At 71.3% G+C, this 17,020-nt stretch carries 2 protein-coding genes; both read right to left on the bottom strand.

Annotation, left to right across the window (positions count from 1 at the left end):
- Positions 1 to 5,672, bottom strand: a 5,672-nt coding sequence (locus HNV26_RS09210; RefSeq protein WP_171452787.1) for a non-ribosomal peptide synthetase, incomplete at its 3' end; no start/stop codon positions are given.
- Entirely contained in the window at positions 5,669 to 17,011 is an 11,343-nt protein-coding gene (locus tag HNV26_RS09205; protein ID WP_171443427.1) for a non-ribosomal peptide synthetase/type I polyketide synthase, read from the bottom strand. The genes HNV26_RS09210 and HNV26_RS09205, both read right to left, overlap by 4 nt.
- Positions 17,012 to 17,020 lie beyond the last annotated feature (9 nt).

The following is a 17,020-nucleotide window of genomic DNA, read 5'->3' as shown; positions in this document are numbered from 1 at the left end:
ACGTACAACTCCCCCCTCACCCCCACCGGCACTGGCCGCATTCCTTCGTCCAGCACGTACACCCGCGTATTCCCCACCGGCTTCCCAATGGGCACCGTCAACCCCTCGTCACCCTCTGCGACGCGGTGCACTGTCGTGAATGTCGTCCCCTCCGTCGGCCCGTACCCGTTGAGGAGGAGGCCCCCACTCCTCACTCGCTCCCGCACCCGCCCCACCGACAGCACGTCTCCTCCCGCCAGCACCTGCCTCACTCCACCCAACGCCTCCGGCTGGTACGCCTGCATCTGCTCGAAGAGGGCTGCCGTCAGCCACAGCGACGTCACCCCCGCCTCCTTCAGCCTCCGCCCCACCGCCTCCAACTCCAGCGGCCCCTCCGGGTACACCACCAGCTTCCCCCCGTGCAGCAGCGCGCCCCATACCTCCAGCGTCGACGCGTCGAAGCCTGTCGGCGCCAGTTGCAGCCACACCTCCTCCGGCCCGAAGTCCGCCACGCCGCTTCCCAACACCAGCCGCGTCACCGCTCGCTGCGGCACCGCCACACCCTTCGGCTTCCCCGTGCTTCCCGACGTAAACATCACGTACGCCAGGTTGCCTCCTCCTACTCGGACTCCAGGGTTTGTCTCCGGCTGCCTGCCAATCCGCGTGGCCCACTCCGTGTCCACGCTCACCACCAGCTCTCCACCCGACGCCACCTCGTCCGCCAGCTTCTCCTGCGCCACCAGCAGCGCCACCCCCGCCTCTCGCTTCATCCACACCAGCCGCTCCAGCGGGTAGCTCGCGTCCAGCGGCACGTACACTCCTCCCGCCTTCAGAATCCCCAGCGCGCTCACCACCCACTCCAACGAGCGCTCCACGCACAGCCCCACTCTCACCTCGGGGCCCACTCCCATTCCCCTCAGGTGGTGCGCCAACTGGTTTGCTCGGCGATTCAACGCCTCGTAACTCACCTGCTGCCCTGCCCACTCCACCGCCACCGCGCCCGGCGTCCTCTTCACCTGCGCTTCAAACAGCTCCGCCAGCGACGCTTCCCTCGGGTACTCCTCTCGCCGCCCGCTCCACTCCTCCACCAACAGGCGCCGCTCGTCCCCCGACATCATCGACAGCTCAGACAAGGTCCGACGCTCCGAACCACACAGTTCGCGCAGGAGCTGGCGGGCCTGCTCGACCATCCGCTTCGCCGCCGATGCATCAAAGCGCCTGGCGTCGTAGGTCAGGCGCAACTGCCATTCACGCCCGGGGACGGCCATCATCGTCACCGGGTGTGAATCCACCTCGACGATGTACGGGTCGCGAACCACCAGCTCGTCCGACATCGTGGTGAGGCCCGCGTCCCGGGGGTAGTTCTCGAAGACGACCAGGCTCTCGAACAACGCGGGGCCAGGAGGAACCTCGCTCCAGCGGCGCACCTCCACCAGGGGCGACGTCTCGTACTGCCTCGCCTCCTGGAGCCAGGCTTGCAGCCCCTTCAGCCAGGGGCCCACGGGGCTCGACGCGGGCAGGCGCACTCGCACGGGGATGGCGTTGATGAACAAGCCCACCATCGCCTCGATGCCGGCAAGCTCCGGGGGCCTGCCGGAGACTGTCAACCCGAACAGGACGTCGTCCTCTCCGGTATAGCGCCACAGCAACAGCGCCCAGACCGCTTGCAACAGCGTGCCTCCCGTGACGCCTTGCTGGCGCGAGAAGGCCTCCAGCGCCGCAGTCTCCTCCGCGCTCATCCGGAGCAGCACTTCCCCCAGGAGCGTCACATCACGCGGCGCCCTTCCGAGCTCCAAACGGGTGGGCTCCTTGAAGCCCGCCAGCGCGGCACGCCAGAAGTCCCGCGCGGCGCCCAGGTCCTGACGTCCCAGCCACGCGATGTAGTCGCGGTACGGCCGCACGGCGCTTCGTGCCAGCGTCACGCCTCGCCGCAGCGCCTCATACCGGGTGAGGACCTCCCGCAGCACCACCTGTGTCGACCACCCGTCCAGCAACAGGTGCGTCAGGCTGAACACCACGCGCCACACACGCGCTCCCGTGCGAAGCATCGTCAGCCGGAAGCCGGGCGCGCGGGTGAGCACCAGTCCCCTTCGGCGATCCTCCTCGAAGAACGCGGCCAGTCGGGCCTTCTGGTCGGCCTCGGACAGGTGGCGCAAGTCCTCGACGTCGACGGGAGGCCGCACCTCGCGCATCACCGCCTGGAGCGGCGTGTCCAGCCCCTCCCAGAAGAACGCGGTCCGGAGGATGGCGTACTGCTCGGCGGCCTGCCGCCACGCTTCCACGAAGGCGTGCTCATCCAGTGGGCCTTCGAGCTCGAAGGAGATCTGATTGAAGTACGGCTGGGTCTCGCTCTCCTGGAGATGGGAGATCAAGATTCCATGCTGGAGCGGTGACAGCGGGTAAAGGTCCTCGATGTCCTCCAGGTGGTAACCGTGCGCGGCCAGCCTCTTGGAGAACGCCTCCAAGCCCTCCGGGGAGAGCCCCGACAACGGAAAGCCGGAAGCGGGCCCGGCTGGAGGCTCCTCCGTGAGCAGGGAATCGGCGGGAGGGGCATCCCCCGCCACCGCCGCCAACCCCGCCACGGTCGGATGGTCGAAGAGCTGCTTCATCCGGAAGTGCAGCCCCGCCTGCTCGGCCCGCGAGACGACCTGGATGGCGATGATGGAGTCGCCACCCAGCTCGAAGAAGTTCTCGTGGATGTCCACCCGCGGCCGGTCGAGCACCTGCGCCCAGATGGCCGTGAGTGTCTCTTCCTTCGCGTTGCGCGGCCCCTCGAAGACTCGTGCTGCGTCCTCGGGCAGCGCAGGCGGCGGCAGCGCGCGCCAGTCCACCTTGCCATTGGGTGTCAGCGGCAGGGCGTCCAGCACCACCAGCGCCGACGGCACCATGTGCCCAGGGAGCCGCTGCTGGAGGAACGCGCGCAGCGCCGCCGTGTCCGGCGCTGGCTGCGAGGCGGGCGTGGCATACGCCACCAGCCGCTTGTTTCCGGGCACGTCTTCGCGCGCCAGCACCACCGCGTCCCGGACCTCGGGATGCGCTCTGAGCACCGTCGCCACTTCCCCGGGCTCCACCCGGAACCCCCGCACCTTCACCTGGAAGTCGACCCGGCCGATGAACTCCAAACGCCCGTCCGCCAGCCACCTCACCTTGTCTCCCGTGCGGTACATCCGCGCGCCTGGCTCCCCACCGAAAGGGTCCGGCAGGTACCGCTCCGCCGTCAGCTCCGGATGCCCCAGGTACCCTCGCGTCACCTGGGCACCTCCCGCGTACAGCTCCCCCGGCACTCCCACCGGCACGGGGCGCAGGCTCCCATCCAGCACGTACACCCGCGTGTTGCCCATCGGCCGCCCCAGCGGCACCGCCGCCGGCGACATCGGCCGGCGCGGCAGCTCCACGCGCCCCGCCAACACGCCCACCGTCGCCTCCGTCGGGCCGTAGTGGTTGTACACCTCGCACCCGGGCGCCAGCGCATGCACCTGCTCCAGGAGGCTCCACGATGCCGCCTCCCCGCCCACCACCAGCCGCTTCCTCGGCAGCACCTGTCTCGGCTCCGCGCCGCTCATCAGCGCCGCGAGGTGCGAGGGCACCAGCTTCACGCAGTCCACCCCATGCCGGGCGAAGTACTCCGCCACGCCCGTCGGACTGCTCGCTCGCTCCTGCGTCAACACATGCAGCAGCCCTCCGGTGCACAGCGCGGGGAACAGCACCGTGTTCCCCAGGTCCGCCGCCACCGTCGACACCAGCGCGAAGCTGGTGCAGTCGGCCAACCCCAACCTCTCAATGGCCGCCTGCACATAATTCGCCAGCTGTCCGTGTGTGACCGCCACCCCCTTGGGCCGCCCGGTGCTGCCTGACGTGAACAGCACATACGCCAGCTGCTCCGGGTGCACCTCCACGATCGGCGGTGCCGCTGAAGACCACCGCTCCAGCAGCGCGGCCTCTCCATCCACCACCACCCGGCGCGCGCGAGTCCCTTCAAAGGTCGCGGCGTATCGCGCCTGCGTCACCACCACTGGCGCGCCGACTTCTTCCACCAGCATCCGCAGCCGGGACTCTGGCTGCGAGGGGTCCAGCGGCACATAGGCGCCCCCTGCCTTCAGGATGCCGAGCATCCCCACCACCCACTCCACACCTCGCTCCAGGCACAGCGCCACGGGCACATCCGCCCCCACGCCTTGCCCTCTCAACTGGTGCGCGAGCTGATTGGCACGCGCATCCAGCGCCCCGTACGTCTCCTCCCTTTCCTCGCACCGGACCGCTGGCGCGTCCGCGTTGCGCGCGACCTGCGCCTGGAAGCGCTCTTGCACGCTGGCCCAGGGAGCGAATCCGGTGCGCGTGTCGTTCCACCCCACGAGCACCTGGTGACGCTCGGGCTCGGAGAGCAGAGACAGCGTCCCCAGAGCGCCGTCCGGCCTTGCCGCCATCGCCTCCAGCACGAAGCGGAGTCGTTCGAGCTGTGCATCCGCGAAGGCCGCGGTGAAGCGCGCCCGGTCGTACCGCAAGCACAGCGGAAGCCGGGTGCCGTTCGTCGAGATGAGCGTCAGCGGGAAGTGGTCCGCCTCGACCGCGCGAATATCCCGCACCGCCAAGGCCCTGGCGGAGGACGTGAGCTCGGCATCCAGCGGGTAGTTCTCGAAGACGACCAGCGTCTCGAAGAGCGAGGTGCCCGCGGGCACGCCGCTCCAGCGCTGGACCTTCACCAACGGCGCGTGCTCGTGCTGCCGCGCCTCCACCTGCATCTCCTGGATCTGCCGCAGCCAGGGCCCGAACGATGCACCGGGAGGCAGCCGCACTCGCACCGGCTGGGTGTTGATGAACAGCCCAACCATGTCCTCCACGCCCGCGAGTCCCGGGGGACGTCCGGAGACAGTGGTGCCGAAGACGACATCATCCGCTCCGCACAGGTGACCGAGCACCAAGGCCCAGGCCCCCTGCACCAGGGTGTGCAGCGTGAGCCCCTGCCTCCGCGCGAAGCGGCTCAACTCCGAGGTGAGCGACTCCGACAGGAACAGCTCCCGCGAGGCCTTGCCCTTCCCTTCACCGCCACCGGGCTCGACGCGAGGATTCGTGGGCGCGTCGAAGCCTTCGAGCGCCTGTCGCCAGAACGACTCGGACACCGCCAGGTCCTGCTCGCCCAGCCACCCGATGTAGTCCCGATACGGCCGAGGCGCCGTGATGCGAGGCTGCTTCCCCGCGCACGAGCCCTCGTACAGGGCGAGGACGTCGCGAATCACCAGCGGCACGGACCAGCCGTCCAGGATCAGGTGGGAGTGACTGAAGACGAAGCGATGCGCATCATCGCCGACGCGCAGCAGCGCCAGACGCACCAATGGCGCCCAGGACAGGTCGAAGCCCTCGCGACGGTCCTGTGCCAGCAAGGCGTCCAGACGCGACTCGCGTGCTTCGGGCGACAGGTCGCGCCAGTCCTCGATGCGGACCGGCAGGTCCACCTCGCGCAGAACGACCTGCATCGGCTCGTCCACGTCATCCCAGACGAACGCCGTGCGCAGCACCGGGTGCGCCGCGACGACCGTGTTCCACGCCTGGGTGAAGAGCGCCACGTCCAGGTGGCCGCGCAGCTCGCAGACGAGCTGGTTGAAGTACAGCCCCCGGCCGGGCTCTGCGATGGCATGGAACAGCATGCCGCCCTGCAACGGCGACAGGGGGTACAGGTCCTCGATGTTGTCGCTCATCGCGTCTTCTTTCCAAACCGTGCGGACAGCTTGTCGAGCTGCGCCTGTTTCACCTTCGCGAGCGGAAAGTCAGAAGGCGAGTGCCCTCCCGCATCCGGCGCGCGCGATGCGTGCACCAGCGCCTGGAGGCGCGCGAGGAAGTCCTCGGCGACACGCGTCACCGTCTCACGGCGGTGCACCGCCTCGCTGAACGTCCAGAGGATCACCAGCCGCCCGTCACGCACCATGCCCGTCACATCCAGCAGGTATGGCCGCCGCGCGCTCGGGGCTCGCTGCCGCAGGGCCGCCGCCTCGGGCGCGAGCACGAAGGGAGCCCCCTCGCCCACGACGCCGTCGAGCTGCCCCAGGTGGTTGAAGCCCACCTCCGCCAACGGCAAGGCCGCCAGCGCCTCGTCCCTCGCCACGTAGCGGAGCAGCCCCCACCCCATGCCTCGTGACGGCACGGCGCGCAGCCCCTCCTTCACGGCGCGAAGTGCCTCGCCCGGCCCCGTCGTCCCCCGCAGGTCGAGCAGCGCGGGAAACACCCGGGTGAACCAGCCCACCGTGCGAGAGACGTCCACGCCCGGAAGCACCTCTTCCCGTCCGTGCCCCTCCACGTCCACCAGCGCGACGGCCCCTCCCGCCCACGCGGTCAGTGCCTGCGCCAGCGCCGTCAGCAGGGGCTCCTGAGGCTGCGTGTGCCACGCCTTTGGGACATCCTGCAGCAGCGTGCGCGTCTGCTCGGGCTCCAGCGTCACCTGCACCGTGCTCGCGGTGGCCTCCGTGTTGAGGCCCCCCGTGAAGTCCACCGGCAGCCGGTGGGCCTCGCGCCAGGGCCGCTCCAACCACCAGGCCCGCTCCGCCGTCAGCGCCTGCGAGCGCGCCAGCGCCTCCAGGCCACGGGCCCACGCCTGGAACGACGTCGTCTTCGGAGGTAGCACCACGGCGTCCCCCGCCGCGAGCCGCGTGTACGCCGTCGCCAGGTCCTCCAGGAGGATGCGCCAGGACACCGCGTCCACCACGAGGTGATGCACCGCCAGCATCAGCCGCGTGGAGTGGCCCGCGCCCCGCTCCAGCAACACCGCCTGGACGAGCGGCCCTTCCAGCCGCAGCGCGCGTTGCGCCGCCTCCGCGTGCCGCGACAGCGCCGAGGGGCGCTCCGCCTCCGGCACGGCCGACAGGTCCACGCGCGCCACCGTGACGCGCGCTCCTGGCTCACAGATGGCCTGGTGCCAGCCGTCCTCCCCGCCCGCGAAGCCCAGCCGGAGCGCGTCATGATGTGCCAGCAGGTGCGCCAACGCGCGCTCCAGCAAGGCAGCGTCCAGGGCGGCTCTCGCCTCCAGCAGCAGGGACATGTTCCAGTGGTGTGGCGCCTCCAATCCCAGGCTGAAGAACCAGTGCTGGATGGGCGTCAACGCCACCGGCCCCACGACGGGGCCTTGCTCGGCCTGCACCGCCAGGCGCGTTCCCGCGACCGAGGCGAGCCGCGCCACCGTCGGGTTCTGGAAGAGCTGCTTCGGGGACAGCTCGATGCCCTGCGCGCGCGCGCGGGTGACGATCTGCAGTCCCAGGATGGAGTCGCCCCCCAGTTCGAAGAAGTCGTCGTGGATGCCCACGCGTTCGACGCCCAGCACCTCCCGCCAGAGTGACACCAGCGTGGCTTCCACCTCTGAATGAGGCGCGGCCGGCGCCGCCGCGGAGGCCGGGTCCGGCGTGGGCAACGCACGGCGGTCCACCTTGCCGTGCCGGGTGCGCGGCAGCGCGTCCATCGCGACGAAGGCCGCGGGGACCATGTACGGCGGCAGGCGCGAACGCACCCACTCCTTCAGTGCCTGAGTGTCTGGCTTCTCACCCGGCCCCTCCGTCGCGAGCACCCCGTAGGCGACCAGGCGCTTCGGCCCCTTCCCATCCTCACGCGCGACGACGACGGCCTCCTTCACCGCCGGATGCGCGAGCAGCGCGGCTTCGACCTCACCCGGCTCGATGCGGAAGCCCCGCACCTTCACCTGATGGTCCACGCGGCCGATGAACTCCAGCGTCCCGTCCGCCCGCCAGCGCGCCAAATCGCCCGTGCGGTACATGCGCGCGCCCAAGCGGCCGTCGAAGGGGTCCGTTACGAAGCGCTCGGACGTGAGCCCGGGCTGGCCCAGATAGCCTCGCGCCACGCCCGCGCCGCCCACGTACAGCTCGCCCGGTGCGCCCCGCGGCACCAGCCTGCGGTGCGCGTCCAGCAGGTACACGCGGGCCCCTGGCACCGCGCGCCCGATGGGCACGCGCCCCGCTTCGTCCACACGCACCCGGTGCACCGTGCTCCAGATGGTGGCTTCCGTGGGGCCGTACTCATTGAACAGGGACACCGCGGGCAGCGCCTCATGATGCGCCCGCGTCAACTCCACGGGACACGGCTCGCCTCCCACGCTCACCGCGCGCAGGCCCCTCAGCCCTCCCACCGGCGCCGCCGCCAGGATCTGCCCATAGAGCGAGGGCACGGAGATGAGGTGCGTGACGTGAGAGCGCGCGATCCGCTCGGCGAGCCGGCGCGGGTCCCCATGTTCCTCGGCGTCCGGGTAGCGCAGCGTTCCGCCTCCGAACAAGGACCACAGGAGCCCCGCGAGCGAGGCGTCGAAGGTGAACGGTGCCAGGGACATCACCACCCCCGGCTCGCCGTACACGTCGGCGCGGGCCTGGGTCGCGGCCACCAGGTGCCGGTGCTCCAGCACCACGCCACGCGGCCGCCCGGTGGAGCCGGAGGTGTAGACGACACACGCCGCATCCGTCCCCTCCGGGAGGCCGCGCACGTCCTCGGACGCCTCGGGCAGGGACTCCAGGGGGATGACCGTCAGCCCGTCGCGCGAGGGAACGCGGGCAAGGCACGACTCGGAGGCGACCAGCGCCTGGGCCCGTGTGTCCGCGAGGATGCCGGCCAGGCGCTCCGCCGGATGGTCCACGTCGAGCACCACCACGGCCGCCCCTGCACGGGTCACACCCATCAGCCCCGCGACCACCTCCGCGGGCTGCGACACCGCGAGCGCGACGATGTCACCCCGCTTCACGCCTCGCGACACGAGGTGCCGGGCCAGCCGCCCCGACAACACCTCCACCTCGCGATATGTGAGCGTCCGGACGCCATCCTCCACCGCCACCCGGTCCGGCGTCCGTGACACCTGGGCCAGGAACCGCGAAGGCAACGTGTCCGCTGGGAGAGGCCCTGCCGTGGGCGCGGGATTCCACTCCTCGAGCAACCGGCTTCGATCCGCGCGGTCCAGCAGGTCGAACTGGGACAGCCGGACTTCCGGGCTGCCCGCGGCGACCTCCAGCAAGCGCATGAGCGAGCCTGACAGCCGGGCGATGGTCTCCGCGTCGAAGAGCCCGGTGTTGTACTCGATGCTGCCTCGCAGCCCCTCGGGCGTCTCGGTGACTTCCAGCGCGAGGTCCAGCTTGGTCGCACCCGCATGCACGGGACGGCTGCGGAGCTGGAGCCCGACGAGCGACAACGCCGCGGCGGGCGTGTTGTGCAGAATCAGCATCGTCTGGAAGACGGGCGTGTGGCTGAGGTCGCGCGGCGCGTGCAGCACCTCCAGCAGCTTCTCGAAGGGCACCTCCTGGTGCGCGAACGCATCCAGCGCTGTCCTTCGCACCCGCCCCAGGACCTCCGCGAACGAGGGGTCGCCGGACAGGTCGGCGCGCAGGGCCAAGGAGTTGATGAAGCAGCCAATCAGCGGCTCGACCTCGGGCCGGTCGCGGCCCGCCACCGGCGTGCCCACCGCGAAGTCGTCCTGCCCGGTGTACGCATGCAGCAGGACCTGCCACGCGGCCATCAGCACCATGAAGGGGGTGGCGCCCTCCTTCCGCCCCACCGCCACCAGGGCGTCGGTGAGGGACTTCGGGACAGCGAAGGGCAGTTGCTCGCCCTCGTGCGTCTGCAATGGAGGACGCGGACGGTCCACGGGCAGTTGGAGCACGGGGACATCCGCCAGCACGTCGCGCCACCATGCCTGTTCGGACTTCAAGGCGGAGCCTCGCATCTGCTCCAACTGCCAGCGCGCGTAGTCCGCGTACTGCACCGACAGGGCGGGCAAGGCGGCGGGCAGGCCCGTCAGCTCGGCCTCGTACAGCCGAGCCATCTCGTGCACCATCACCCCCGCGGACCAGCCGTCCGAGATGATGTGGTGCAGCGTGATGAGCAGGACGTGCTCGGTGCTTCCCAACCGCAGCAAGGTCGCGCGGAGCAGCGGCCCTCGCTCCAGGTCGAAGGGACGGCGCGCCTCTTCACGTGTCCAGCGGGCGACGTCCGCTGCACTGACGCCCTCCGCCGCCTCCAGGGAGATGGAGATCTCCAGCGACGGCGCGATGGTCTGCACCGCCTCGGTGCCCTCCATGGAGAACGTGGTCCGCAGGGCCTCATGCCGGCGCGCCACCGCGTTCAACGCTCGCTCCAGGGCCGCGGCATCCAGAGGGCCGCTCACGGTGAACGCGACGGCGTTGTTGTAGGCGGCGTTGCCCGGCTCCAGCCGGTCCAGGTACCAGAGCCGCTGCTGCGCGAACGACAGCGGCAGCGGACGTCCCCGGGGGACCCGGGTGATGGACGAGGGCGCCTCTGGCTTCTTCGCTGCGCGGTCCCGAGCGCCCATCGCCTTCGGGGGTGTCGGCCTGCCCTCCGGGACAGGCAGCGCGGGCAACAGCTCCAGCGAGCCATCCCGCTTGCGCCGCGCACGCCGGCCCGTGGCCATCCGCCTCGCGGCCTCCGTGCTTCCGGCGAGGATGCGCACCGAGGTGGAGTCCGGCGCGTTCCAGAGCCCGCGAGGCACGCCCGCGCCCTTCACCACCAGCTCACCGATGACACCCACCGGCACGGGCTGGCCGCGCCCATCCACGACGTCCCAGCGCGAGGCATCTCCCGGAACGGCGGCGAGCGCCCAGGCCCCCAGGCCCAGGTCCGGCTGCCGGTGCGCGACACGCCAGGGCATGGCGCGCGCCAGGGCTTCCGCCGCCTCTTCGGACGCGCCTTCGAGCCAGACGTGACGGATGGGCCGCAGCGCCTCCGCCGCGTCGGGGAGCGTCAGCATCGAGCGCGCCAGCGCCGCGGTGCAGTGCAGGTGGGTGATGCCCGCCTCGCGCACGAGCGCCAGCAGGGCCTCCGCCGCCCCGGGGCCTTCCCGCAGCGACGGCATGGGGACCGCGGGCCCAGGCTCCGGGGAATGGCGACCGCGCAAGGCGTCGAGGTGCCGCAGCCCCTCCAGGGTCGCCTCCACCTCCACCCCGAAGTCCACCAGGCAGGCGATTTCATCCACGTCGAGCCGCTGGACACGCTCCACCATGGGACCGCAGGAGTCCGGCGTACCGAAGAGGCCACCGCTCTCCACGTACCGTTCCACGCCATGCGCCAGCAGCGCATCCATGTCCGCGGGCGTCAGCGAACGGGGGTCCATGCCGAGCCCCATGCCGGCCATGAAGCCCGCGGCGATGTCCACGGAGCTGCGGAAGTAGTCGAGCAGCGGCTGTCGTGCCCGCCGCCGGACCTCGGCCGGGTCGTCGCCGAGATACGCATGCAGCATCAAGCTCACGTGTCCCCGTCCCGCATGGCCATGTTGCCGCCAGGCGTCGCGGTACAGCGCCACCTTCCCCTCCAGGTCCTCCAGGTGCTGGCCCATCAGGTTGGTGAGCACGTAGGCCCCCAGCTCGCCCGCCAGCCGGAAGGTCTCCGGGTTTCCGGCCGCGGTGAGCCAGATGGGCAGCGTCTGCTGCACCGGGCGTGGCCGCAGTGAGAGCGACACCTCCGCGCCCGCGCCGTTGCGTCGGCATACCGTCCCGCCTCGCCACAGGGTGCGCACCTCCTCGATGCCTCGGTGCATGACCTCCTTCCTGCGCGCGTACCGGTCCGGCGCGAACACGAAGTCATTCGCGTGCCAGCCCGAAGCGAAGGACACGCCCACGCGGCCCTCGGACAGGTTGTCCAGCACGGCCCACTCCTCCGCGACGAGGATGGGGTCGTGCAACGGCAGCACCACGCTCCCCGCGCGGATGCCCAGGCGCTGCGTCACCGTGGCCACCCCCGCGCCCACCACCGCCGGCCTCGGGTACAGGCCGCCGAACGCATGGAAATGCCGCTCCGGCGTCCACACCGCGGAGAAGCCATTCGCATCCGCGAACTTCGCGGCGTCCAGCAGCAGGCGGTATTTACGGCCGCCCAGCGAGTCCTCATCGTTGGCGAAGAACGACAGGCTGAAGTCCAGGCGCCGTCGAGCAGGCTCCGCGCCAGCCCCCGCCTGCGTGAAGCGCGCGCGCTCCGCCGGCAACACCACCCGCAGCCCGCGAGTCAGGGCCCAGAGGACCTCCAGCCCGGCGCCAGCGGCCTGCGGTTCCTCCGCCGCGAGCCAGACACCTTCCGCCGTGGTCGCATCCGCGTCCAGACGGCCGAACAGCTCCGCCACGGTGCGGTGTGTGTGGATGGCCCAGAGCTGCTCGCCCCGAGGCCCTGTCCACGGCTCGAGGCAGACCCGCTCCGAGCCAGAAGCCCGAAGCGGCGCCACTGGGGTGCCTCGGCCTGAATCTCCTGCGTGCGCGAGCACCGTCTCCACATGGAGGACGCGCGCGGCATCCAGGGACACGCCCGTGCGGACCTTCGCGTGGGTCAACAGCAGCGGAGGCGGCGCGCCTGGAGGCGCGAGGTCCGGCAGCTCCATCAACCGAGGCACGGAAAGCAGGACGTAGGTCGCGCCCGTCTCCTGGACCGCCCACTGCGCAACCACGCGCTCCACCGACGGCTCCAGGCACACCGCCACCAGCGCCTCGGGCCCTGCGCCGCGGTCCGACAGCACGGCGGCCAGACGCCCCACGGCCCCTTGCAACTCGCCCCACGTCACGCCCCGCCCATCCGGCGCCATCATCGCCACCTGGGACGCGTCCGTCATGGCGCGAGCCCGAAGCAGCGCCGCGATTGGCGTCACCGCCGATGCGGACGCCTCGGGCTCCGAGGCCAGCGCCTGACTGGCCCGTGCGTGCTCCAGCGGCAGCGCGGAGAGGGCCAGGCCGGGCTCCGCCACCGCCGCTTCGAGTAGCGCGGTCCAATGCGCCACCATCCGCTCCACGGTGTCCCGCTCGAAGCGCTCCTCCGCGTAGTCGACGGTACCGGAGAAGCCGTGCTCGTGCTCCCCCAGGCCCACGGACAGGTCCGACAGGACGGTGCCGAACTCGGGTGGACCGTTCTCGAGCTCCGCCAGGCTCATGCGCAGACCCGGCAGCTCCAGGTTCAGATTGAACCGGCTGTGCAGCACGAACATCGAGTCGAAGACCCGGCCGCGGCCGGTGTCCTTCGCGGGCTCGATTTCCCGCACCAGCGACTCATACGGCACGTCGGGGTGCGCGTAGGCATCCATCATCACCTCGCGCACGCGCGCCACCAGCTCCTGGAAGGGTGGGTCCCCGGACAGGTCCGTCCGCAACGGGACGGAGTGCGCCACGTAGCCGATCAACGGCTCCAGCTCCGGCCGGCTCCGGTTGCCAATGGGCGTCCCCACCACGACGTCATCCCGGCCCGTCCAGCGCGACAGCAGCGCCTTCCAGGAGGCCAACAGCACCATGAACGGCGTGACACCCTCTCGCTGCGCGAACGCCTGGACCGAAGCCGACAGCGCGCGCGAGAAGCCCACGCGCAAGCACTGGCCACGGAGCGCGGGCCCCTCCCCCTTCGGCCGGTCCACCGGTAGCTCGAGCGGACGCGGGAACGCCGCCAGACGCCCGCGCCAGGCCGCGACCTGGGAAGCGAACGCGCCGTTCTTCAGCGCCTGCTGCTGCCAGGCCGCGTAGTCCACGTACTGCACGGGCAAGGTGGACAGCGCCACCGGACGCCCTTGCATGAAGGCGGTGTAGTGGTCTCCTAGCTCCTTCGCGAGCACCACCAGCGACCAGGTGTCACACACCACGTGGTGCACGGTGACCGCCAGCAGATGTTCCTCCGGCGCCAGCCGCCAGAGCCGGGCGCGGACGACCGGCCCGTGCTCCAGGTCGAACGGCCGAGCCACCTCGTCGTGCACGCGCGGCTGCCACGCCGCGGGGTCCAGCGGTTCGGCGGAGAGCGGTAACTTCAGCTCCGGGGCGATGCGGACGCTCGGAGCGCCTTCGCCACGCGGATAGGACGTGCGCAGCGCCTCGTGGCGCTGTGTCACCGCCCCCAGTCCCCGCTCCAGCAGCGCCACGTCCAGCGCGCCATGCAGCCGCAGCACCACATACATGTTCAGGGCCGGGTTGCCGGGGAGGGCCTGCTCCAGCGCGCAGATTCGCTCCTGCACCACGGACAGCGGCAGCGCTCCGCCGCGCGAGATGCGGACCAGTGGCGGCAGGACCGGCTCCGTGGGCGCCGCCCCGGGCGTGCCCAGCCGCGCCTGGATGCGGGCCGAAATGCCCGCCACCGTGGGCGCGTCGAAGACGTCGCTCAAGGGGAGTGAGACAGGGAATGCCTCCCGCAGTCGGGTCAACAACTGCGCCGCCATCAGCGAGTTGCCACCCAGCTCCAGGAAATCGTCGTGGATGCCGAAGTCGGTCCGGCCCAGCCGCTCGCGCCAGATGGCCAACACCTTGCGCTCCACGTCCGTGTGGGCGCCGGCCTGCTCCGCTGGCGTCTCCAGGTGGGGCGCGCTTCCGGCTTCCGCGGCGCGCTCCGCCATCGCCGTGGACGTCTCCGGCCGGGCCACCACCGAGGTGGGCAGCGGGGGCCGGAAGGTCTGCCGCTGGAAGGGATAGGTGGGCAGCGCCACCTTCTGGCGTGACTCGTGCGCGTAGACGCGCTGCCAGTCAATGGCGAGCCCCTGCGCCCAGACCGCTCCGAGCGCCTCCATCAACGCGGCGTGTGCATCCAGGGCCGAGCCCGCCCGAGGCAGCGAGGCCACGGCGCGTCCTCCGTGCCCTCGCAGCCCCAGCCTCGCCAGGGCGGTCAGCGCCTGGTCCGGGCCAACTTCGATGAAGACGTCGCACCCGTCCGCCTTCAGCGTCTCCAGCCCGTCCCCGAAGCGCACCGGTGCCCGCATCTGGCGCAGCCAGTAGTCCGGGTCCGTCGCCTCCTCCGGGCGAATCCACGTCCCGGTGACACTGGAGATGTACGGACGCCGGGGCGCGGACAGGCGCAGGCCCGCGACCACGCGCCGCAGCTCCTCCATCACCGGCTCCACCGCCGCCGAGTGGAACGCATGCCGCGAGGGCAGCCGCAGCACGCCCACGCCCCGCGCGCTCAGCTCGCGCTCCAACGCCTCCACGTCCCCCGAGGGCCCGGACACCACGCACCGGTCCGGCCCATTCACGGCGGCCAGCGACAGCGCCCCTGTCAGCAGCGGGCGAACCCCCTCTTCGGCGCAAGCCACCGCCGTCATGCTTCCGGGCGGCATCCGCGCCATCAGACGGCCTCGCGCCGACACCAGCGCCAGCGCATCCTCCAGCGGCAGGACCTCCGCGAGGCAGGCCGCCACGTATTCGCCGAAGCTGTGCCCCAGCAACGCGCGCGGGCGCACGCCCCAGGCTTCCCACTGACGCGCCAGCGCGTACTCCACCGAGAACAGGGCGGGCAACGCGATGCCCGGGTCGGCCAACGCCTGCTCCGCGGCGGCCTCGGCTCCAGGCGAGGGAAACAGCACGTCACGCACCGCCGCCCCCAACCGGACCCCCAGCCCCTCCAGGCAGTCCTCCAGTGCCTCACGGTAGACGGGCTCCGCCGCGTGAAGCGCGCGTCCCATGCCCACCGTCTGCGCGCCCTGGCCCGGAAACAGGAAGGCCACGCCCTGCTCGCGTGCCGCCACGACGTTCTCCACGACCTGGGGCTTCCCCGGGCCGCGCAGCTTCGTCAGCAGCTCCGCGCGGTCCTTCGCCACGAAGGCCCGCCGGTGCTCGAAGGCACGGCGGCCCACGTTGCGCGTGAAGGCCACGTCCTCCAGCGCCACGTCGGCCGGCGCTGCCTCCAGCCAGGCGGCCAGCTCCCGCACCGCGGCGTCCAAGGCCTCCGCCGAGCGGCCCGACAACGTCACCAGTTGGGTGGGCCGGAGACTGGGCGAGGCAGGCTCCGGAAGCGGCGCTTCCTCCAGCACCGCGTGCGCGTTCGTCCCTCCGATTCCAAACGAGCTGACGCCCGCGCGGCGAGGCACCTGGCCCCGGGGCCAGGGCCGCAGGCGGTCGACGACGAAGAACGGGCTGTTCGCGAAGTCGATGGCGGGATTCGGCCGCTCGAAATGGAGCGTGGGTGGCAGCTCCTCATGCGCCAGGGCCAACGTGGCCTTGATGAGCCCCGCCAGACCGGCGGCCGTGTCCAGGTGGCCGACGTTCGGCTTCACCGACCCCAGCGCGCAGTACCCCTTCCGGTCCGTGTGCCGACGGTACGCCCGCGTGAGCGCCGCGACCTCGATGGGGTCTCCCAATGGAGTGCCCGTGCCGTGCGCCTCCACGTAGCCGATGTCGCCCGCGTCCAGGCCCGCGAAGGCCAGCGCCTCGCTGATGACGTCCGCCTGCCCCTCCACGCTGGGCGCCGTGTAGCCGACCTTGAGGCCACCGTCGTTGTTGATGGAGGAGCCTCGGATGACCGCGTACACGCGATCACCGTCCCTGCGCGCGTCCTCCAGCGGCTTGAGCACCACCACCGCCACGCCGTTGCCCGGCACCGTCCCCGCCGCGCGCGCGTCGAACGCGCGGCAGTGCCCGTCCGGAGACAGGATCATCCCCTCCTGGAACAGGTAGCCCGAGCGCTGCGGCATCGACAGGCGCACGGCGCCCGCCAACGCCACGTCCGACTGGCGCATCAGCAGGCTCTGGCAGGCCATGTGGACGGCCACCAGTCCCGTGGAGCAGGCGGTGTAGAGGGACAGGCTTTCGCCCCGCAGGCCCAGCTTGAAGGACGCCCGCGTCGCCAGGTTCTCCGCGGAGGTGCTCATCAGCTCGTAGAACGAGGCCGGATCCAGGTTCCCCTGCCCCAACATCGCCAGGCCGTGCAGGGATGCGCTCGCCCCCGCGTAGAGCGAGATTTTCCCCGCGAAGCGCTCCGGGTCGAGCGCCGCGTCCTCCAGCGCCGTCCAGGCACACTCCAGGAACACGCGCTGCTGCGGATCCATCCACTCCGCCTCGCGCGGGGCCATGCCGAAGAAGGCCGCATCGAAGCGGTCGCCGCCTTCCAGCTCCGCCGCCACCGGCACGAAGTCCGGATGATGGCGCACCGCCTCGGACATCAGCGGAGAAGGCTCCAGCGCCTCGGCGGGCACGCGGGAAATGGACTCCAGGCCTTCGCGGAGGTTGCGCCAGAAGGCCCGCGCGTCCGCGCTCCCGGGGAAGCGGCTGGCGATGCCGATGATGGCGATGTCGTTGCCCGCGCTGCCGTTGTTCTCGCTCATGGTGTCGTG

The sequence above is a fragment of the Myxococcus xanthus genome, assembly GCF_013116825.1.
GTDB classification, from domain to species: Bacteria; Myxococcota; Myxococcia; order Myxococcales; family Myxococcaceae; genus Myxococcus; species Myxococcus xanthus_B.
This window is presented reverse-complemented; position numbering and strand designations above follow the sequence as displayed.